Raw genomic sequence first — 18,285 nt, 5'->3', positions numbered from 1 at the left:
GAGTGGTCTAGTCCTGGAGGTCGGTTCCGGCGGGGATCAGCTCGTACGGCCCTTGGCGTCGAAGCGCCGCATCTTGTCCAGCACGGCGTCGGCGGTGGGCCGGCGCAGCTCGTCGACGATCCGGCCGTCGGCCAGGAAGATCACGCGGTCCGCGTAGGAGGCGGCGACCGGGTCGTGGGTGACCATGACGATCGTCTGCCCGAGCGCCTGGACGGACTCGCGCAGGAAGCCCAGCAGTTCGGCGCCGGAGCGGGAGTCGAGATTGCCGGTCGGCTCGTCGGCGAAGACGATCTCGGGCCTGGCGGTCAGCGCCCGGGCCACGGCCACGCGCTGCTGCTGCCCGCCGGACAGCTGGCTCGGCCGGTGCGCGAGCCGCCCGGACAGACCCAGCGTCGTGACGATCCGCTCCAGCCACTCGGGGTCGGCCTTGCGGCCGGCGATGTCCAGCGGCAGCGTGATGTTCTCCAGCGCGGAGAGCGTGGGCAGCAGATTGAACGCCTGGAAGACGAAGCCCACCCGGTCCCGGCGCAGCCGGGTCAGCTGCCGGTCGCCGAGCGAGCCGAGCTCGACGTCCCCGATCCGGGCGGAGCCCGAGGAGATGGCGTCCAGGCCCGCCATGCAGTGCATCAGCGTCGACTTGCCGGAACCGGACGGCCCCATGATCGCGGTGAACTCGGCGCGCCGGAACTCCACGGAGACCGAGTCCAGGGCGGCCACCCGGGTCTCGCCCTGCCCGTAGACCTTGCTCAGCCCGGTGGCACGGGCGGCGACGGCGCCGGCGGACGAGCGGGGGACGGCGTAAGCGGCCGTGTGGGACACGGGTCTCCTCCGGAGGGGTGGGGAAAGGGGGGAATCAGCGACTCCAATTCTTTCCGCGGCCCATTCGCGAAACGTCAGCCGAATGACCGGAATACGGGGTCGGTCTGGGGTCCCGTGGTGGCACGGGTGCGTAGTACTTCAGACGGACGGCGTCATCCCGGGGATGCAGCGGGCCCCCTTGGGGGTGAACGGGGTCGCGTCCACCGCTACGGGCGGACTACGGTGCAACCATGGCCGTCACGACGATTCAAGTCACACGAGAGACCCGCGATCATCTCGCGGAACTCGCCAAAGAACGCGGGATCACCCTGGGGCAGCTGGTCGAGGCCCTGGCCGCCGAGCAGCCGACCGCCGCGCAGCGTGCCGAGCGACTCGCCGCCGACCGTGAACACGCACGCAAGCTGATCGGCATCGACATCAGCGACGAGGAGTTCGATCAGGCGCCCGACATTCTCGGCAACATCTACAAGATCGCCGCCGAGAAGGCCCGAGCCGCCGGAAACACCCGGGAGGACCGGGGAACTGCCGCGTGATCATCCTTGACACCAGCGCGGTCAGGGCGGTCTTCCGAGGTCATAAGACGCTGAACATGCTCGCGGGCAATATGGCCCGCACGCCTGGCGACCGTCTGATCATTCCTGCGCTGTGTCTCATGCAGGCTGAAGCGGACGAGGAGAACGCCTCCCGTCAAGCGCTCTCGTACTCTTCCGTCGTCGTGGACCCCCTCGACACCGTCGCCTCTGTCAGCGTCGGCAAGATGATCCGCGACGGTTACGGCGGCCCCGACACCTGCCACGCCCTCTACTGCGCCCTGCCGCGAGCCGAATTCACCGGCATGTCCATCCTGTTGACCGGTCACGAGGACGCCTACCCGCCCGGTGTGGTCACCGTGGACATCGACTCGCCCGGCATGCTGGGCTTCTACTGACCCCGGCCTACGCCTTCACCGCCCCGCCCAGCGCGAAGCCGCCGCCCAGGCGGCGGGCGATGAGGGCGTAGAGGAGGACGACGGGCGTCGAGTAGAGGATCGAGAAGGCCGCCAGCTGCCCGTAGGCCACCTGACCGTAGTTCCCGAAGAACGTGAAGATGCTGACGGACGCGGGCAGCCGGTCCGGGGTGAGCAGCAGCATGAAGGGGACGAAGAAGTTGCCCCACATCATGATGAAGCAATAGATGGTGACGACCGCGAGCCCCGGCCCCATCAGCGGCAGGATGACGCGTACGAGCGTCTGGAGGCGGCCCGCGCCGTCGGTCCACGCCGCCTCTTCGAGGACGACCGGCACACCGTCCATGAAGTTCTTCATCAGCCAGATGGCGAAGGGGAGTTGCGCGGTGGCGAGGAAGAGCGCGGTGCCCTGGATGGTGTCGATCAGGTCGATCCGTACGAACAGCCCGTACACCGGCACCATGACCGCCGTGATCGGCAGACACGTCGCGAAGAGCACGCCGAGCAGATAGGGCCTGGTGAGGCGCGACCGGTGACGCGAGAGCGGGTACGCGGCGAGCGCGGCGCACACGATCGTCAGCAGGGTCGCCCCGCCGCACAGCAGCAGGCTGTTGAGCATGGGCGTGAAGGTGATCTCGTCGGTGAGGACGGCGGAGAAGTTCTCCGCCGTCGGCCCGGTGGGCGTCCGCACCCGCAGCCCGGCCTCGGCGTCGACGGACGCCAGCAGCAGCCAGACGAGCGGGGCGGCGAAGGCGGCCAGCAGCACCAGCAGCGCGGCGTCGGCGGCCAGCCGCCGGCGGAGCCGGCGGGCGAGGCGGGGGGCTCGGGCGGCGGGGGACGGGCGCATGGCACCTCCGTGCGCGACGGGCGCGACGAGCGCGGAACCGCGCGGTCGGCCGCTCGGAGCGTAGCGCGCGCACGGGCCGGACAGCAGAGGGCGTGCCCGGGGCCGGTCTACGGGGAGGGTCTACGGGGAGGGTGGCTCCGGGGGCGTTCCCGGTGTCCCGGGAGCGGTCTGCCGCGCCGCCGCGCGGGCCTGCATCAACGCGGCGGCCGCCGTGACACAGCCGCTGACCGCTGTCAGCAGACCGCCCATGGCGGTGATCAGCGCGGCCGGGTCCGCGCCGGTGTCCTTGGGGGTCGGGGACGTGGCGGTGTCCGGCGGGACGGGCGGGACGGGCTGTGCGGGCACGATCGTCGGGGTGACGGTGACGGGGGCGGCACTCGGGCTCGGACTCGGATTCGCGCTCGGCGAGGAGGTGCCGTTGCCGTCCGGTGACGTGGCACCCGGCGGCATGGGCTTTTTCGTGCGGGGCGGACCGGTGCGGTCAGCGGGGGGCGTCTCCGACGCCGGGCCTCCCGACGCCGGGCCTCCCGACGCCGGGCCTCCCGGCGTCGGGGCGCCCGTCGACGAGGGAGCGGGAGCCCCTTCCCCGGGGCCCGTGGTGCCGGGGAGGACCAGGGCCGCCCAGACGGCGACTGACAGCAGTGCCGCCGCCAGCAGCACCGCAGTCAGCGGTATCGCACGCGAGCGGCGCGGCGCCGCGGGCCGGGGCGGCGGCGCCGGTGCGGGCCCTTGCGGCGCAGGGGGCTGCGCGGGCGCCATGGGCGGCCGGGCAGGCCGGGGTAAGGAGCGCCCCAGCAGCAACGCCACGGTTCCCGCTCCCACGGCCAGCCCCGCGATCCACGCGGGAGCTTCCGGAGAGGCGTCCGGGTCCGTCCACACGGCCACCGCGAGCGCACCGCAGGAGACGACCGCCCCGGTCAACGCCCATGTCCGGCCCAGCCGGAAGCGCCGCCGCTGCCCTTCCAGGCCCGGTTCGCGTCTCATGGGCCAAGGCTAGAACGTGCCGTCACCGCTGCACAGAGACGCGGGAACGTAAAGGCGCGGAGCGTCACTTGGCCGTCGAGTAGATCATCCCCGCGAATTCGGCGACCTGGTTGTCCGGCAGGTGCCGGGCCACGTCCGCCTCGCTGATCATGCCCACCAGCCGCTTGTTGTCGATCACCGGCAGCCGGCGGATCCGGTGGCTCTCCATCTCGTGGAGGACGTCCTCGACATCCGCGTTGGCGTCGATCCAGCGGGGCGTTCCCTCGCAGAGGTCGCCGGCCGTGGTCCTGTCCGGGTCCCGTCCCTGGGCGAGGCACTTCACCACGATGTCGCGGTCGGTGATGATGCCGCACAGCCGCCCGTTGTCGTCGCTGACGGGCAGGGCGCCCACGTCGAGCATCTGCATCACCTGGGCGGCCCGGGACAGCGTCTCGTCACGCGTGATCCACTGGGCGCCCTCGTGCATGATGTCCTTGGCTCTGGTCATGATGACCCGCCTCCATCGACTTCCCCGATGCTTGTGTCCTCAGGCGGCCGCGTAGACCCGCCCCGCGAACTCCGCGATCTGCTCGTCCGTGAGGTTCTTGGCGAGCTCCGACTCGCTGATCATGCCGATCAGACGGTGACCGTCCGCCACGTCGATCACCGGCAGTCGCTTGATCCGGTGGATCTCCATGGTCTCCAGCGCCTCCGCGGCGTTCGCGTCCGCGTCGATCCAGTGCAGCGCGCCGCCCAGGGCCCCGGCCTCGACGGACGCCGGGTCGCGCCCGGTGGCCACGCATTCCACGACGATGTCGCGGTCGGTGACCAGGCCCTTGAGCCGGTTGTCGTCGCCGCAGATGGGCAACGAGCCCACGTTCAGCTCGCGCATCAGCTTGGCGGCCGCGAAGAGGGACTCGTGCGCCCCGACGCACCGCACACCCTCGTGCATGATGTCGCGGCACTTGAGCGGTCGTTCGTCGCCGGTACGGGCCATGACCGGACTCCCTTCGTCGCCCCGGGCACGACCGGCCGGTGTGCCCGGCACCTCCATCGTCTCCCTCACCGCGCCGCCCGGCGATCGGAGGGTTACTCCGTTCGGGTGAGGCCCGGCCCCGCCGCCCCCGGGGTGATCCCCGTGCGCACGCCGGTGCCGGGCGAGTGTCAGTGGCCGGTGCGAGACTGGGATCCGGCCGGGGAAACCCGGTGGAGGTCTCCCGGACTCCCGAAGGAGCACGCCACCATGCTCACCACGAACTTTGTCACCGGCGCCCCCAACTGGCTGGACCTCGGCAGCCCCGACACGGAGGCGGCCGCCGCCTACTACGGGCGGGTCTTCGACTGGTCCTTCGAGTCGGCCGGCCCCGAGTCCGGGGGATACGGCTTCTTCCAACTCGGCGGCGCCACCGTCGCCGCCCTCGGCCCCCTCACCGACGAGGCCGCGAGCTCCGCCTGGACGGTCTACTTCCATACGCCCGACGCCGACGCCACGGCCCAGGCCGTCGAGAAGGGCGGCGGCACGGTCCGCGTGGCGCCGTTCGACGTGATGGAGGCCGGGCGGATGGGCTGTTTCACCGACCCCGGCGGCGCCGAGTTCGCCGTCTGGCAGCCCGCGGCCGTCGACGGCCTGGAGAAGGCCTCCGACGAGGGCGCCCTGTGCTGGACCGAGCTCCACACCGGCGACCCCACGGCGGCGAAGGCCTTCTACCGCGGCCTGTTCGGCTGGCGCTCCGAGGACATGAAGGTCCCCGGCATGACGTACACGGTCCTGTCCACGGCGGAGGGCGAGCTCCAGGACGCCTCCTTCGGCGGTGTCGTCCCCCTGCGGGACGAGTCGGAAATCCCGCGCTGGATCCCGTACTTCGCGGTGGCCGACGTCGACGAGGTCGTCACCAACACGCAGGGTGCGGGTGGCACGGTGCTGATGCCCGCCTCCGACGTCCCCGACGTCGGCCGCATGGCCTGGCTCGCGGACCCCTTCGGGGCGCCCTACGCCGTCATCAAGCCCAACCCGCCGGTGCAGGTGGCGGGGTAACCCCCCCCGGTCACCGGCTGAGCGCTCAGCGCCCGTCCCAGAGTTCGCCGCCGCGGGACGCCACCGACGCGGCCACCCCCGCGACCGCTTCGTCCACCGGCCGGGGGGCCAGCTGACGCCCGTCCCGCAGGCGGATCGCCACCTCGCCGGCCGCCGCCTCCTTCGCGCCGATCACCGCCTGGTACGGCACCAGCCGTGCCGCGCGGATCCTCGCCCCCAGGGTGCCCTCCTGCGGGCCCGCGATCCGGGCCCGCAGGCCCGCGTCCAGGCACCGGCGCCGCAGCTCCTCGGCCCGGGGCCACTGCTCGTCCGACACCGGGAGGATCGCCACCTGGGTCGGTGCCAGCCACGCCGGGAACGCCCCGCCGTGGAGTTCGACGAGGTGGGCGACCAGCCGCTCCACGCTGCCGATGATGGCGCGGTGCACCATCACCGGCCGGTGCTTCGCGCCGTCGGCGCCCACGTATTCGAGGCCGAAGCGTTCCGGCTGGTGGAAGTCGACCTGGACGGTCGACAGGGTCGCCTCGCGCCCCGCCGGGTCGGTGATCTGGACGTCGATCTTCGGGCCGTAGAAGGCCGCCTCGCCCTCGACGGCCTCGTACTCCAGGCCCAGTTCGTCCAGGACCCCGGCCAGCAGGTCCGCCGCGCGCCGCCACATCTCCGGGGCGGCGACGTACTTCCCGCCCGCGCCGGCCAGGGACAGCCGGTAGCGCGCGGGGCGGATGCCCAGGACTTCGTACGCCTGCCGGATGAGCTCCAGGGCGGCGCGGGCCTCGTCGGCCACTTGGTCGAGGGTGCAGAAGACATGGCCGTCGTTGAGCTGGATCGCGCGGACGCGGGTGAGGCCGCCGAGGACGCCGGAGAGCTCCGAGCGGTACATGCCGCCCAGTTCGGCCATGCGCAGGGGGAGTTCGCGATAGCTGTGGGCGCGTGAGCGGTAGATCAGGGCGTGGTGGGGGCAGAGGCTCGGACGGAGGACGACCTGCTCGCCGCCGAGGTCCATGGGCGGGAACATGTCGTCGCTGTAGTGGGACCAGTGCCCGGAGATCTCGTACAGCTCGCGTTTGCCCAGTACGGGCGAGTGGACGTGCTGGTAGCCGGCCCGGCGTTCGGCGTCGCGGATGTACTCCTCCAGGGCGTGGCGGACGGTGGCGCCGTCGGGCAGCCAGTACGGCAGGCCCGCGCCCATCAGCGGGTCGGTGTCGAACAGTTCGAGCTCGCGGCCGAGCTTGCGGTGGTCGTGCATCGTGGTCTCCTCGTGAACGGTGATGGCGTCCGGTGAGGCGAGTGACCACACGGCGAAGCCCCGGGGCACTCGCCCCGGGGCTTCGGACAGAACAGCTGTCAGCGCGCCGGGACACTCTCCGGCGTCGTCGTCATGAACTGACCAGCGCGCTTCATGGCCGGGAGCGTAGCACCGCACCGGCCTCCCGGTACACGGACTTTCTCCCCTCGGCCGCCCATTACCCTTGCCCCTCATGGATCTCGTACTCGACCCGCCGCACGGCGTCGCGCCCATACGCCTCGGCATGACCTACGACGAGGCCCTGGCGGCCGTGACCGAGGCCTTCGGGGCACCGCGACAGGCCCGTGAGGGGCTCATCGCCGCCGACCTGGACGGCATCGGCTTCCAGGTGCTGCTGGAGAAGCGCGACCGCGTCACCGCCGTCGAGCTGTGGTGGCCGGGGGAGGTCCGGGTGTCGAGCACGCGCGTCCTCCTCGACGGCGACGACGTCTTCACCACCCCGGCCCGGGACATCCTGCGCCGCGCGGCCGCCCGGGGCTGGACGGTCGACGACTCCGAGGACGAATACCCCTGCGTCACCGGCGTGTCCCTGGGCTTCACGCGCATGACCTCGCAGGAGGTCCCGCGCGACCGCGACGGCCTGCCCCTGTGCTCCACCTCCGTCCTCGTCGCCGACGAGGACTACTACGCCACGCCCGCCTCAGACCTCCTCCCGTAGCAGCCGTACGTACACCGCCGCGAACAGCGCGCCCACCACCAGCAGCAACAGCGCCACCGCCGTGCCGTAGCCGATCAGCGACTTCAGGAACGCCTGGTCGTACATGAACACCGGCAGCGTCTGGCTGCGGTTCCCCGGGCCGCCGCGCGTCATCGCCCAGATCAGGCCGAAGACCGACAGCGTCTGCAGGGTGTTGAGCATGAGGTTCGTGCCGATCGAACGCCGCAGCAGCGGCAGGGTGATGTGCCAGAAGCGGCGGAGGCCGCGCGCGCCGTCGACCTCCGCCGCCTCCGTCACGTCCTGCGGGATCTCCGCCAGCGCCGCCGAGTAGACCAGCATCGAGAAGGCCGTGCCGCGCCACACGTTCGCGAACGACACCGTCAGGATCGGCAGCGTGAACAGCCAGTTCTGCTGCGGGAGATGGAGGAACTCCAGTACCGCGTTGAGCGTGCCGCGCCGGTTGAAGAACGTGTACAGCAGGAACCCCGCGACGATCTCCGGCACCACCCAGGCCGCGACGACGACCGTGCCCGTCGCCGTCCGTACGGCCTTCGACGCATGCCGCATCAGAGCCGCCAGCGCGAATCCCAAGGAGTTCTGCCCGATGAGGGAGGAAACCACGGTGAAGACCAGCGTCAGCACCACCGCGTTACGGAAGTCCGGATCCCCGAACGCCCGGCGGAAGTTGGCGAGGCCCACGAAGGACGCGGCGGCCTGGCCCGTCAGCTGGGTGTCGGTGAAGGCGAGCCAGACGCAGTACGCGACCGGGCCCGCCAGGAAGAGGAGCAGCAGCGTCGTGGCCGGGGCCAGGGGGAGCCAGCGCGCCGCCCGGTGCACACGATGCGTACGCGTCATCGCGTCGTCACACCCTGCCCGCCCACGATCGACCGCAGCCGCTCGTCGTAGGCCCGCGCCGCCTTCGCCGCGTCGGCGTCGCCCGTCGTGACGGACTCCATCGCCTCCTGGATCGCGTTCGACACCCGGGGGTAGACGGGGAGGGCGGGGCGCCAGTGGGTGTCCTTGACCAGGTCGGTGAAGAATTCGATGCCCGGCATGGACGCCCGGTACTTCGCGGAGGCGGCCACGTCGTCCCGGACGGCGATCCCGCCGTCGCGCACGTCCCACTCCACCGCGTTGTCCGGCGTCTGCATGGACGCGATGGCCTGCCAGGCGAGGTCCGCCTTGGCGGACTTGGCGCCGATCGACCACGTCCAGCCGCCGGAGAGGCTCACCCGCCCCGGGGCGCCGCCGCTCCGGGTGGGGAAGGGGGTGCGGCCCATGACCTCCGTCCAGCGCGGCCAGGGCTTCGCCCCGGAGGCGATCCAGTACTTGCCGAGCCAGTTGCCGTCGAGGTCGATGGCGAGCCTGCCGGCGGGGAGCCACTCGGTGGTGACGTGGGTGGAGATGTTGGGGTCGAGGGCGTCGGAGCGCTCCGGGCCGAGCTTCTCGGCGTAGACGGTGCGGACGAAGTCCAGGGCGTCCCGGAAGCCCTTGCTCCCGGCGACCCACTTCCTCTCGGCCGGTACGTACAGCGGGTCCGGGCCCGTGCCGTACAGCAGCATCTCGAAGCCCTGCATCGCCGCGGCCTCGCCGGCGCCCTTGCCGGTGTAGACGTTGAGGGGGATGACACCGGGGACGGCGCGCTTGACGGCGCGGGCGGCGTCGAGGACGTCGTTCCAGGTCCGGGGCCGCCAGTCGGCGGGAAGCCCGGCCTTGACGAAGATCTCCTTGTTGAACCACAGGGCGCGGGTGTCGGTGCCGTCCGGCACCCCGTACGTCTTCCCGTCGGCGCCCCGCGCGGACGCCTTGGCGGCCGGCACGAAGCGGTCCCAGTCCTTCCAGCCGGCCAGCTTGTCGTCCAGAGGTCTGAGATAGCCGCTGGTGATGTCGGAGTTGATGAGGAAGGTGTCCTCGCGGACGACGTCCGGGGCGGTCTTCGCGGACCGCATCATCTGCTGGATCTTGGCGTAGTAGTCCTCCTGGGAGGCCTGGACGGGCAGCAGCCGCAGCTTCTTCCCGGGGTTCTCCCGCTCGAACCGCTTCTTGACCATGGCGAGGTAGTCGTCCATGATCCGGACCTTGTTGTCCGTGCTGCGCTGGTAGGCGACCTTGACCGTGTTCGGGTCGTCGTCACCGGAACCGCTCCCGCACGACACGAGGGACGCGGCGGCGAGAGCGGTCAGGGAGACCAGGACTACGGGGGCATGAGCGGGGGTGGTGGGGCGCACGGCTCGACCTCCTGCACCTACGGCACCTGTCGAGTACTGCGTTCCCCGGGCCGCCGCGCGGAACCCCTCAGCGTGGCGTGGACGCCAGCCAGCGGTAGCGCAGTTCGGGCCGGCCGATCTGGCCGTACTGCGGGGCGCGGGCGGCGCGGCCGGTCTCCACGAGGTGCTCCAGATAGCGCCGGGCGGTGATCCGCGAGACGCCCACGGCGTCGGCGGTCTGCCCCGACGAGACGCCCTCGGCACCGGCCGCCCGGACGGAGTCGATGACCGCCTGGAGGGTGTCCCCGGCCAGTCCCTTCGGCAGCGCGGCGGGCTGCGGGGCACGCAGGGCGGCGAGGGCGCGGTCCACCTCCTCCTGACCGCTCGCCTCGCCCGCCGCGGCGCGGAACTCCGCGTACCGGGTGAGGCGGTCGCGGAGGGTGGCGAAGGTGAAGGGCTTGAGCACGTACTGGACGACGCCCAGCGAGACGCCCTCCCGGACGACCGCGAGATCGCGCGCGGACGTCACCGCGATGACGTCCGCCGTGTGCCCGGCGGCGCGCAGCGACCGCAGCAGCTGGAGGCCGTGGCCGTCGGGGAGGTAGAGGTCGAGCAGCAGCAGATCGACCGGCGTCCGCTTGAGGAACTGCGAGGCGTCCCCGCGCGAGTGGGTCACCCCCGCGACCCTGAACCCCGGCACCCGGCCCACGTACAGCGCGTGGGCGTCGGCGGCGACGGGATCGTCCTCGACGATCAGCACACGGATCGCCTGCGGGGGGCTCACGGGGTCCGCTGGGCTGGGCCCCATCGAACCGATGGGGCCCATCGAACCCATCGAACCCATTGGCCCCATCGGGCTCACGGTGGTCATACGGGGACTCCTTCGGTGGTGCGGACGTGCTGAAGCGGCAGCCGGACGGTGAACTCGGCCCCGCCGGCGGGGGCGTCGGCCAGGGCGACGGTGCCGCCGTTGCGACGGGCGGCCTGCCGGACGAGGGCGAGGCCGAGGCCGCGGCCGTGGCCTTGGGGGAGGCCCGCGCCGCCCACGGCGTCCTTCGTCGACCAGCCCCGGCGGAAGATCTCGTCCGCCGCCTCCGGCGGTACGCCCGGGCCCGTGTCGGCGACGCGCAGCAGCAGTTCGGCGCCGTCCGCCCGGACCGTGACGGTGACCCGGGGCGGCCGGGTGCCGCTCGCGCCGGACGCGTCCACCGCGTTGTCGATCAGATTGCCCAGCATCGTCACCAGGTCGCGCGCGGACAGGCCGGGCGGCAGCAGCCCGTCGTCGACACGGCTGTCGTCGGTGAGGACGAGCTCCACGCCGTGCTCGTTGGCCTGGGCGGCCTTGCCCAGCAGCAGCGCGGCGAGGACCGGTTCGGCGACGGCGGCGACGACCCGGTCGGTGAGGGCCTGGGCGAGCTCGAGTTCGGCGGTGGCGAACTCCACGGCCTCCTCCGCGCGGCCCAGTTCGATCAGGGAGACCACGGCGTGCAGCCGGTTGGCGGCCTCGTGCGCCTGCGAGCGCAGCGCCTCGGTGAAGCCGCGCACGGAGTCCAGCTCGCCCGCGAGCGCCTGGAGTTCGGTGTGGTCGCGCAGGGTGACGACCGTGCCGTGCCGCTCCCCGCCGGCCACCGGCTTGGTGTTGAGGACGACGACCCGTTCGTCGGTCAGGTACACCTCGTCGACGCGCGGCCCGGGGGCCTGCAGGGCCTCGGTCAGCCCCGGCGGCAGCCCCAGCTCGGTGACGGGCAGGCCGATCACGTTCCCGCGCAGTCCGAGGAGTTCCCGGCCGCCGTCGTTGACCAGCGCGACCCGGTGCCGCCCGTCGAGCATCAGCAGCCCCTCGCGGACCGCGTGCAGCGCGGCCTCGTGGTAGTCGCGCATCCGGCCGAGCTCGGCGGCGTTCATGCCGTGGGTGTGCCGGCGCAGCCGGGCGATCAGCAGATACGTGCCCGCGCCGCCGAACGCCAGCGCGGTCAGGGCCACGCCGACGAACACCAGGAGCTGACGGCGCACCTGGGCGCTGATCGCGTCGACGGTGATGCCCGCGCTGACGAGCGCGGCGACCCGGCCGTCCTCGTCCCGTACGGGCGCGACGGTCCGTACGGACGGGCCGAGCGTGCCCGTGTACGTCTCCGAGAACGTATGGCCCTCCAGGGCGGCCTCGGTGTGGCCGAGGTAGCGCTCGCCGATGCGCAGGGGGTCGCGATGGGTCCAGCGGACGCCGTCGGGACTCATGATGGTCACGAAGTCGACGCCCGTGTCCCTGCGGACCTGCTCGGCGTACGGCTGGAGACGGACGGCCGGGTCCCGCTCCCGCACGGCCGTCTGTACGGACGGGGAGGCGGCGACGGCGACGGCGGTCGCCGTCACCTGGCGGCGTGCGGACTCCACGGCCTGGTCCCGGTCGGCGAGGTACGCGAAGATCGCGCACCCGGCCACCACGGCCGCGACCAGCGCGATCTGTGTCGCGAAGAGCCGGCCGGCCAGGCTGTGGGGGAGACGGATGCGAGGTCTGCGCATGGCCGACAGTGTGCCTGTTGGCCGGTTCATGAACGTAATGCACATAAGCGTGACCACCGTCACAGGGCCATGCATAGTCTCCGCGACCCCACTTTTTCCTCGGGAGAACCCCACGATCACCTTTGAGGAGACCCACCGTGAGCACAGTGAGAGCGCAGTCACCCCCGCCACCTGACGAACCGGCCCGTCGGGACCGGAGCCACTATCTGTATCTCGCGGTGATCGGCGCGGTGCTCGTCGGTGTCGTGGTCGGCTTCGCCGCGCCGGGCACGGCCGTGGAGCTCAAGCCGCTGGGCACGGGCTTTGTGAACCTCATCAAGATGATGATCGCGCCGGTCGTCTTCTGCACGATCGTGCTCGGCATCGGATCCGTGCGGAAGGCCGCCAAGGTCGGCGCGGTCGGCGGGCTGGCGCTGGGGTACTTCCTGCTGATGTCCACGGTGGCGCTGGCCATCGGCCTGGTGGTCGGCAACATCCTGGAGCCGGGCAGCGGACTGCACCTCACGGACGCCCTGCGGCACGCGGGCGAGGCCCAGGCCAAGGGCGCCCACGAGTCCACGCCGGACTTCCTGCTCGGCATGATCCCGACCACGATCGTGTCCGCCTTCACCGGCGGCCAGGTGCTCCAGACGCTCCTCGTGGCCCTGCTCACCGGCTTCGCCCTCCAGGCGCTGGGACCCGTGGGCGAGCCGGTGCTGCGAGGGATCGGGCACATCCAGAAGCTGGTCTTCCGAATCCTCTCCATGATCATGTGGGCGGCGCCGGTGGGCGCGTTCGGCGCGATCGCCGCGCTGGTCGGGGCGACGGGCGTGGACGCGCTGAAGTCCCTGGCCGTCATCATGCTCGGCTTCTACGTGACGTGCCTGATCTTCGTCGTCGTGGTGCTCGGGAGCCTGCTGCGGCTGGTGGCGGGGGTGAACGTCTTCGCCCTGCTGAAGTACCTGGGGCGGGAGTTCCTGCTGATCCTGTCGACGTCGTCGTCGGAGTCGGCGCTGCCGCGCCTGATCGCGAAGATGGAGCACCTGGGCGTCAGCAAGCCGGTGGTCGGCATCACGGTGCCGACGGGTTACTCGTTCAACCTGGACGGGACGGCCATCTACCTCACGATGTCCTCGCTCTTCGTGGCCGAGGCGATGGGGAATCCGCTGTCACTGAGCCAGCAGATCTCCCTGCTGCTGTTCATGATCGTCGCCTCGAAGGGCGCGGCGGGCGTCACGGGCGCGGGCCTGGCCACCCTCGCGGGTGGCCTCCAGTCGCACCGCCCCGAGCTCGTCGACGGGGTCGGCCTGATCGTCGGCATCGACCGCTTCATGAGCGAGGCCCGCGCCATGACGAACTTCGCGGGCAACGCGGTCGCGACCGTCCTCGTCGGGACGTGGACGAAGGAGATCGACACGGCCCGCGCCCGCGAGGTCCTCGCGGGGCGGCTGCCGTTCGACGAGGCGGCCCTGGCCGCCGACGGCGCCCACGGCGCGGCGCCGCAGGCGCCGGAGGCGCCGCCGGCGCCAGGAGCGATGGGGGCCGTCGCGGCCTCCTGACCCCAGACCACCCCCACGGCGTGGCCGCTACTCCCCAACCGGCGGCCCCAGGCCCGGAACGGCACCACCGGGCGCGCCGTGGGGGTTCCCCGCCGTCGCGGCGGGAGGAGGGCCCCGGGCCCGCCCGGGGCAATCCCCACCCCCCACCCTCCTCCCGCCGCGTCGGCGTCGACCTTCGCTTCGTTCACGCGTGGCTGCTCTCGCGGAGTTCGAACCAGACCTGCTTGCCGACGACGCGGAGGTCGTCCCAGACCAGCGTCACGCCGGAGGCGGACGCGAGGTCGCGCACGAGGGCCAGGCCCCTGCCGCGCTCGTCGCCGGCGGGGGCCTGGCCCTGTCGGCGGTACGGCCGCCGCACCGGGTCGTCGTCGCGCACGGCGACGACGACCCGGTCACCGTGCACGGCCACCTCGACGGAGAGCACGGCCACGCGGGCGTGCTGCACGACGTTCGCGACGGTGTCGGACACGCAGATCCGCGCGTTCTCGATCAGCGGGCATCGCTCCGCCGCGACGAGCACTGCGGTCACGAACTCGCGCGCGACGCGGGCGGTTGTGGCGGTGGCCGGGGCGGTGAATTCGTACCGCTCGGCGGGGTGGGGATCGATCCCCGTGCGGGGGGCGAGGAGTGATGCGGTGGCCATGGTTACCTCCAGGCGGGAGCGCGCAACTGCCGTATAGGCAGGCGCCTTTGTGCCTTCGACGGTAGGGCATGCGGTACAACGTGTGTTACTCATTCCGTCCAATCACTGGAACGAGTGGACCGCCGTCCGGACACGGGCCACACTGAGTCCCGACAGGAGGGGAACGGATGCCACCGAGAAAGGCCCCAACCGCCCGTCAGCAGCGGCTGGGTACGGAACTCCGCAGGATGCGTGAGCAAGCGGGCTTGTCACTCGTACAGGCCTCCGCCCTGCTGGGCACCGACCGCACCAACATCAGCAACGCCGAATCCGGCCGCCATGGCGTGAGCGGCGAGCGGGTCCGGGCGTGGGCCTCGCACTACGGCTGCCCGGACGCGGCCTACGTCGACGCGCTGGTCGCCATGACCGAGGAGCGCGGCAAGGGATGGTGGGAGGAATACCGGGGTACGTTGTCGAGCGGCGCGCTTGACCTCGCCGAGCTCGAACACCATGCGCTTGCGTTTCGCGCGGTGCAGATCATGCATATGCCTGGGCTATTGCAGACCGAGGAATACGCCCGTGCCGTGTTCAGCCAGGCCGTACCGCCTCTCGGCCCCGAGATCCTGCGGCGCAGACTCTCGCACCGGATGAGGCGGCGCGACGTGTTGGACCGACACCCGGCAGCGCCAGACTGCACTTTCTTGATTCACGAGGCTGCGCTGCGCATGTTGTTCGGAGGGCGCAGAGTCGCGCAAGGCCAGTTGGAGCACTTGCTGAAGGAATCGGAGCGCGAAAACATCACCGTGAAGGTGATTCCGTTCTCCGTGGGTGGCTTTCCGCACGCGGGCAGTTCGACGCTGTACGTGTCCGGTCCCGTTCCACAGCTCGACACCGTTCAATTGGATACGCCCGCAGGGTCGGCTTTCATCGACGCGGAGTCGCGCCTCGCCAACTACAGGAGCGTTCTGGAGCGGACCGAGGAACAGTCGCTCAGCCCGAGGCGCTCGCGCGACTTCATCCGTGACGTAGTACGACAGTTGTGAAGGCGTGACGATGGTGGAAACTCCATGGCGTAAGTCCTCGTTCTCGACCGACTCGGAAGGCAACTGCGTCGAGCTGGCCCGCGTCGACGGCCGCGTAGCCCTACGTGAGAGCGACGCGCCAGCGACGGTCTTACAGGCCCGCAAGCGAAGCGTCGCCGCGCTTATCGACTGGCAGAAGTCGTCCTTCTCGAGCAATCAAGACGACTGCGTCGAACTCCGCAAGCGCGGCGACCGCATAGCCATCCGTGAGAGCGACGCCCCCACCACCGTCCTCGCCACCACCCCACCCCGCCTGCGGGCGCTCCTGGCCGCCCTCAAGGCCGACGCGCGGCCGTAGGTGACACGCCGGCCAAGGCGCTGCGCGAGCCCTGCCTTGCCCCGCCTGTAAAGCAAGCTTGACAGTCGCCGAGGGGTGACAAGTAGGCTTTACATGTGCGAAACAGCGTCAGGAAACTGCGGTCGTCGCTAGGGCTCTCCCAGGGCCAACTGGGCGCAGCCCTCGGGGTCTCACGGCAGACGATCAACGCCATCGAGACCGAGCGGTACACACCTTCCCTGCCGCTCGCCCTGTCCATGGCCAAGTTCTTCGAGGTCAGCGTTGAGGAGATGTTCCATGCCGATGAGAGCCCTGCGGACGACCGGTAACCCGGCCAGGTGGTCCGTCCCCGGTTTCTTCCTCGCCCTCGGAGGCGCCTGCCTCGTGGCCGCGACTTTCGGAGGGCGCCTCGCTCTCGGCCTGGTGGCGTTCGGGATCCTGGCGGTCTGCGGTCTCGCCTTAGTGCTGCTGGGGCGCCGGAACGAGACCTATCAGGGCCTCACCGAGAAGGCTCCCGACGAGCGCTTCGCCCGGATCTCGGGGCGAGCCTGGGCCGGCACGGGCGTGGTGCTCACCGCGGGGAATCTCTACGCCTTCATCGGTGAGCTGGCATCCGGACGAAGCGGCGATCCGTACTTCTGGTTCGTGGCCATCGCCGCCATCTCCTACATCGCGTTCGTCGCCTTCTGGTCCCGGCGTACCTGAGACGCCATCACCTCGAACGGCTTGCCGCCGTATGTCCGGCCAGGATGGCGTTCCTTTCACAGGCTGCGGGCGGTGATGTCGCCCTGCGACGTGGTGGCGCGGATGTCGAGTCCGGCGGTGCCGTCGTTCTTGAGGGCGTTGCTGATGCGGCCGTAGTCGGTGCGGGCGTCCAGGGCGGCCGAGGTGCCGGGGGCGGCGACGACCGAGATGTTGCCGGACTGGGTGCGGAGCACGACCGCGCCGCGCACGGCCTCGGCGATCCGGATGTCGCCCCGCGCGGTGCTGATCCTCGCGGGGCCGTTGAGCCGGCCGACCTCGACGTCGCCGTCGATCGCGGTGAGGTGGAGGCTCGCGGCCTCGTCGATCTTGATCTGGCGGTACGCGCCCTCGAAGGTGACGTCGCCGAGTCGTCCGACGCCCCGGAGTTCCACGCAGGCGGTCTTCGCGTCGACGCGGGAGCCGGCGGGCAGCTGGACCGTGACCTCGATGGAACCGGAGGGGCCGAAGTACTGGTTCTTCGCCGCCCGGGTCTCGATCCGCAGGACGCCGTCCGCGTAGGCGACCTCGGTCTGCTCCACCGCCTTCACGTCGCGGCTCTTGGAGGCGTTCGCGGGCAGGACCTCGACGGTGGTGACGGCCTGGTCGGTGGCGATGAACTGCACGCGCCCCGCAGGGATGTCGAGGACGGCGGAGATGGGGGCGACGGTGGCGAACTTCTGCATGATGAGCTCCTGGCTGTTCGTTCTGCTCGATGTTTCCGACTCCAGAAACGCTACGTTGCGTTTGTGTCTCTGGCAACGAGTTCGTTGCGAAGTATGTGCAGCTATGCAGGTCACAGCTTAGAAATCGTTGCAGCGGTTCTGTGCTTAACGCAACGTCAGTCATCCCCTCCGTTGCAATGAAATGGAATCGAACGCTACACTGGAGGCGTCAAGCACGCGCGAAGGGAGCCCCGCGATGCCGGGAGGCAGACTCACCCAGCAGGAACGCCAGCAGATCGCGCTGGGGGTGGCCGACGGGCTCGCCTACGCGGAGATCGCCCGGCGTCTCGACCGCCCCACCTCGACGGTCACCCGCGAGGTGATGCGCAACGGCGGCCCCACCGCCTACCGTGCCGACCTGGCCCACCGTGCCACCGAACGCCGCGCCCACCGGCGCAGGCAGGCCGTGCCCCGAGGGGCGCAGGTGCCGCCGCAGGCCGACGGGCGCGACACCGAGGCCGTGCGCGAGTACGAGGAGGCGTTCACCACCCTCCTGATGCAACAGGGCCTGCCCAAGATGGTGTCCCGCGTGCTGACCTGCCTCTACACCACCGACGCGGGCAGCCTCACCGCGTCCGAGCTCGCCCAGCGCCTCCAGGTCAGCCCCGCGTCCGTCTCCAAGGCGGTGACGCTCCTCGACAGCCAGGGCCTCATCCGCCGGGAACGCGACGAGCGCCGCCGTGAGCGCTACGTCGTCGACAACGACGTCTTCTACCAGGGGATGATCGCGGCCGCCCGCTCCAACGCCCTGCTCGCCGAGACCGCACGGCAGGGCGTCGGCATCCTCGGCCGCGACACCCAGGCCGCCGTCCGCCTGGAGAACATCGCCCGCTTCGTCGACTTCGTCAGCGAGAGCATGGCCCGCGCCGCGGAGCAGGCCCGCGACATCCTCTACATGACGTACGAAACGACCCCGGGCAGCGCTGCCGGGAAGCCGGCGGGGCCCGCGCCGGATCCCTCGACCTGATCCGGCCGGCCCCACCGGCACCCACCAACGGG

22 protein-coding genes are annotated in these 18,285 nt (G+C 71.2%); 10 read left to right on the top strand and 12 right to left on the bottom strand.

Annotated elements, in window-relative coordinates:
- Positions 1-36 precede the first annotated feature (36 nt).
- A complete protein-coding gene (locus tag ACFYZR_RS10895; protein WP_391908082.1) occupies positions 37-819 on the bottom strand; it encodes an ABC transporter ATP-binding protein in 783 nt (260 codons plus the stop codon).
- Between the two features lie 230 nt (positions 820-1,049).
- Here ACFYZR_RS10895 and ACFYZR_RS10890 point away from each other — a divergent pair, with 230 nt between their 5' ends.
- Positions 1,050-1,352, top strand: coding sequence for a hypothetical protein (locus ACFYZR_RS10890; RefSeq protein WP_391908079.1), 303 nt, complete (start codon positions 1,050-1,052; stop codon positions 1,350-1,352).
- 119 nt (positions 1,353-1,471) lie between these two features.
- Entirely contained in the window at positions 1,472-1,747 is a 276-nt protein-coding gene (locus tag ACFYZR_RS10885) for a hypothetical protein (RefSeq protein ID WP_391908076.1), read from the top strand.
- A gap of 7 nt (positions 1,748-1,754) precedes the next feature.
- Here the strand turns inward: ACFYZR_RS10885 and ACFYZR_RS10880 are convergent, their stop codons facing one another.
- The 4 genes from ACFYZR_RS10880 to ACFYZR_RS10865 all read right to left on the bottom strand — a co-directional run bounded on the left by ACFYZR_RS10880 (position 1,755) and on the right by ACFYZR_RS10865 (position 4,572).
- Complete coding sequence (locus ACFYZR_RS10880; protein ID WP_391908073.1) at positions 1,755-2,612, bottom strand: carbohydrate ABC transporter permease; 858 nt, start codon at positions 2,610-2,612, stop codon at positions 1,755-1,757.
- A gap of 120 nt (positions 2,613-2,732) precedes the next feature.
- Complete coding sequence (locus ACFYZR_RS10875) at positions 2,733-3,596, bottom strand: hypothetical protein (protein ID WP_391908070.1); 864 nt, start codon at positions 3,594-3,596, stop codon at positions 2,733-2,735.
- 64 nt (positions 3,597-3,660) lie between these two features.
- A complete protein-coding gene (locus ACFYZR_RS10870) occupies positions 3,661-4,083 on the bottom strand; it encodes a CBS domain-containing protein (RefSeq protein ID WP_391908067.1) in 423 nt (140 codons plus the stop codon).
- A 39-nt stretch (positions 4,084-4,122) separates the two neighbouring features.
- Positions 4,123-4,572, bottom strand: coding sequence for a CBS domain-containing protein (locus ACFYZR_RS10865; RefSeq protein ID WP_391908065.1), 450 nt, complete (start codon positions 4,570-4,572; stop codon positions 4,123-4,125).
- A 246-nt stretch (positions 4,573-4,818) separates the two neighbouring features.
- On the opposite strand from ACFYZR_RS10865, the gene ACFYZR_RS10860 reads away from it, so the two are divergent.
- Complete coding sequence (locus ACFYZR_RS10860) at positions 4,819-5,610, top strand: VOC family protein (protein ID WP_391908062.1); 792 nt, start codon at positions 4,819-4,821, stop codon at positions 5,608-5,610.
- A 25-nt stretch (positions 5,611-5,635) separates the two neighbouring features.
- On the opposite strand, the gene thrS is transcribed toward ACFYZR_RS10860, so the two are convergent.
- Positions 5,636-6,856, bottom strand: a complete 1,221-nt coding sequence (thrS, locus tag ACFYZR_RS10855; RefSeq protein WP_391908060.1) for a threonine--tRNA ligase — start codon at positions 6,854-6,856, stop codon at positions 5,636-5,638.
- 232 nt (positions 6,857-7,088) lie between these two features.
- On the opposite strand from thrS, the gene ACFYZR_RS10850 reads away from it, so the two are divergent.
- A complete protein-coding gene (locus tag ACFYZR_RS10850) occupies positions 7,089-7,574 on the top strand; it encodes a hypothetical protein (RefSeq protein WP_391908057.1) in 486 nt (161 codons plus the stop codon).
- Here the strand turns inward: ACFYZR_RS10850 and ACFYZR_RS10845 are convergent.
- From ACFYZR_RS10845 to ACFYZR_RS10830, 4 genes are all read right to left on the bottom strand, one after another.
- Positions 7,557-8,429, bottom strand: a complete 873-nt coding sequence (locus ACFYZR_RS10845) for a carbohydrate ABC transporter permease (protein WP_391908054.1) — start codon at positions 8,427-8,429, stop codon at positions 7,557-7,559. The genes ACFYZR_RS10850 and ACFYZR_RS10845 overlap by 18 nt on opposite strands.
- The gene (locus ACFYZR_RS10840) at positions 8,426-9,802 is read right to left on the bottom strand and encodes an extracellular solute-binding protein (protein WP_391908051.1); all 1,377 of its coding nucleotides are present in this window, start codon (positions 9,800-9,802) and stop codon (positions 8,426-8,428) included. Before ACFYZR_RS10840 ends, ACFYZR_RS10845 begins: the two co-directional genes overlap by 4 nt.
- 67 nt (positions 9,803-9,869) lie before the next feature.
- Entirely contained in the window at positions 9,870-10,589 is a 720-nt protein-coding gene (locus ACFYZR_RS10835) for a response regulator (RefSeq protein ID WP_391908557.1), read from the bottom strand.
- 59 nt (positions 10,590-10,648) lie between these two features.
- The gene (locus ACFYZR_RS10830; RefSeq protein ID WP_391908048.1) at positions 10,649-12,301 is read right to left on the bottom strand and encodes an ATP-binding protein; all 1,653 of its coding nucleotides are present in this window, start codon (positions 12,299-12,301) and stop codon (positions 10,649-10,651) included.
- Positions 12,302-12,447: 146 nt separating this feature from the next.
- On the opposite strand from ACFYZR_RS10830, the gene ACFYZR_RS10825 reads away from it, so the two are divergent.
- Positions 12,448-13,839, top strand: coding sequence for a cation:dicarboxylate symporter family transporter (locus ACFYZR_RS10825; RefSeq protein WP_391908554.1), 1,392 nt, complete (start codon positions 12,448-12,450; stop codon positions 13,837-13,839).
- 184 nt (positions 13,840-14,023) lie between these two features.
- Here the strand turns inward: ACFYZR_RS10825 and ACFYZR_RS10820 are convergent, their stop codons facing one another.
- Positions 14,024-14,482, bottom strand: a complete 459-nt coding sequence (locus ACFYZR_RS10820; protein WP_391908045.1) for an ATP-binding protein — start codon at positions 14,480-14,482, stop codon at positions 14,024-14,026.
- A 167-nt stretch (positions 14,483-14,649) separates the two neighbouring features.
- On the opposite strand from ACFYZR_RS10820, the gene ACFYZR_RS10815 reads away from it, so the two are divergent.
- The 4 genes from ACFYZR_RS10815 (at position 14,650) to ACFYZR_RS10800 (ending at position 16,525) form a co-directional block, all read left to right on the top strand.
- Positions 14,650-15,504, top strand: a complete 855-nt coding sequence (locus tag ACFYZR_RS10815) for a helix-turn-helix domain-containing protein (RefSeq protein ID WP_391908042.1) — start codon at positions 14,650-14,652, stop codon at positions 15,502-15,504.
- A 10-nt stretch (positions 15,505-15,514) separates the two neighbouring features.
- A complete protein-coding gene (locus ACFYZR_RS10810) occupies positions 15,515-15,841 on the top strand; it encodes a DUF397 domain-containing protein (RefSeq protein ID WP_391908040.1) in 327 nt (108 codons plus the stop codon).
- Positions 15,842-15,936: 95 nt separating this feature from the next.
- On the top strand, positions 15,937-16,149 hold the full coding sequence (locus ACFYZR_RS10805; RefSeq protein WP_391908037.1) for a helix-turn-helix transcriptional regulator: 213 nt from the start codon (positions 15,937-15,939) through the stop codon (positions 16,147-16,149).
- Entirely contained in the window at positions 16,118-16,525 is a 408-nt protein-coding gene (locus ACFYZR_RS10800; protein ID WP_391908035.1) for a hypothetical protein, read from the top strand. The genes ACFYZR_RS10805 and ACFYZR_RS10800 overlap by 32 nt, the downstream gene beginning before the upstream one ends.
- Before the next feature lie 56 nt (positions 16,526-16,581).
- On the opposite strand, the gene ACFYZR_RS10795 is transcribed toward ACFYZR_RS10800, so the two are convergent.
- A complete protein-coding gene (locus ACFYZR_RS10795) occupies positions 16,582-17,247 on the bottom strand; it encodes a DUF4097 family beta strand repeat-containing protein (RefSeq protein ID WP_391908032.1) in 666 nt (221 codons plus the stop codon).
- A 235-nt stretch (positions 17,248-17,482) separates the two neighbouring features.
- Here ACFYZR_RS10795 and ACFYZR_RS10790 point away from each other — a divergent pair, with 235 nt between their 5' ends.
- On the top strand, positions 17,483-18,253 hold the full coding sequence (locus ACFYZR_RS10790) for a helix-turn-helix domain-containing protein (RefSeq protein ID WP_391908029.1): 771 nt from the start codon (positions 17,483-17,485) through the stop codon (positions 18,251-18,253).
- Positions 18,254-18,285 lie beyond the last annotated feature (32 nt).

The sequence above is a fragment of the Streptomyces sp. NPDC001678 genome (assembly GCF_042892945.1).
In the GTDB taxonomy this organism is placed as follows: domain Bacteria; phylum Actinomycetota; class Actinomycetes; order Streptomycetales; family Streptomycetaceae; genus Streptomyces.
This window is presented reverse-complemented; position numbering and strand designations above follow the sequence as displayed.

Bases quoted from the DNA above. Each gene is read 5' to 3' on its own strand.
- ACFYZR_RS10890 (WP_391908079.1), top strand. From the start codon at position 1,050: ATGGCCGTCACGACGATTCAAGTCACACGAGAGACCCGCGATCATCTC.
- ACFYZR_RS10885 (WP_391908076.1), top strand. From the start codon at position 1,472: ATGCAGGCTGAAGCGGACGAGGAGAACGCCTCCCGTCAAGCGCTCTCG.
- ACFYZR_RS10880 (WP_391908073.1), bottom strand. From the start codon at position 2,612: ATGCGCCCGTCCCCCGCCGCCCGAGCCCCCCGCCTCGCCCGCCGGCTC.
- ACFYZR_RS10875 (WP_391908070.1), bottom strand. From the start codon at position 3,596: ATGAGACGCGAACCGGGCCTGGAAGGGCAGCGGCGGCGCTTCCGGCTG.
- ACFYZR_RS10870 (WP_391908067.1), bottom strand. From the start codon at position 4,083: ATGACCAGAGCCAAGGACATCATGCACGAGGGCGCCCAGTGGATCACG.
- ACFYZR_RS10865 (WP_391908065.1), bottom strand. From the start codon at position 4,572: ATGGCCCGTACCGGCGACGAACGACCGCTCAAGTGCCGCGACATCATG.
- ACFYZR_RS10860 (WP_391908062.1), top strand. From the start codon at position 4,819: ATGCTCACCACGAACTTTGTCACCGGCGCCCCCAACTGGCTGGACCTC.
- thrS (WP_391908060.1), bottom strand. From the start codon at position 6,856: ATGCACGACCACCGCAAGCTCGGCCGCGAGCTCGAACTGTTCGACACC.
- ACFYZR_RS10850 (WP_391908057.1), top strand. From the start codon at position 7,089: ATGGATCTCGTACTCGACCCGCCGCACGGCGTCGCGCCCATACGCCTC.
- ACFYZR_RS10845 (WP_391908054.1), bottom strand. From the start codon at position 8,429: ATGACGCGTACGCATCGTGTGCACCGGGCGGCGCGCTGGCTCCCCCTG.
- ACFYZR_RS10835 (WP_391908557.1), bottom strand. From the start codon at position 10,589: ATGGGGCCCAGCCCAGCGGACCCCGTGAGCCCCCCGCAGGCGATCCGT.
- ACFYZR_RS10830 (WP_391908048.1), bottom strand. From the start codon at position 12,301: ATGCGCAGACCTCGCATCCGTCTCCCCCACAGCCTGGCCGGCCGGCTC.
- ACFYZR_RS10820 (WP_391908045.1), bottom strand. From the start codon at position 14,482: ATGGCCACCGCATCACTCCTCGCCCCCCGCACGGGGATCGATCCCCAC.
- ACFYZR_RS10815 (WP_391908042.1), top strand. From the start codon at position 14,650: ATGCCACCGAGAAAGGCCCCAACCGCCCGTCAGCAGCGGCTGGGTACG.
- ACFYZR_RS10810 (WP_391908040.1), top strand. From the start codon at position 15,515: ATGGTGGAAACTCCATGGCGTAAGTCCTCGTTCTCGACCGACTCGGAA.
- ACFYZR_RS10800 (WP_391908035.1), top strand. From the start codon at position 16,118: ATGCCGATGAGAGCCCTGCGGACGACCGGTAACCCGGCCAGGTGGTCC.
- ACFYZR_RS10795 (WP_391908032.1), bottom strand. From the start codon at position 17,247: ATGCAGAAGTTCGCCACCGTCGCCCCCATCTCCGCCGTCCTCGACATC.
- ACFYZR_RS10790 (WP_391908029.1), top strand. From the start codon at position 17,483: ATGCCGGGAGGCAGACTCACCCAGCAGGAACGCCAGCAGATCGCGCTG.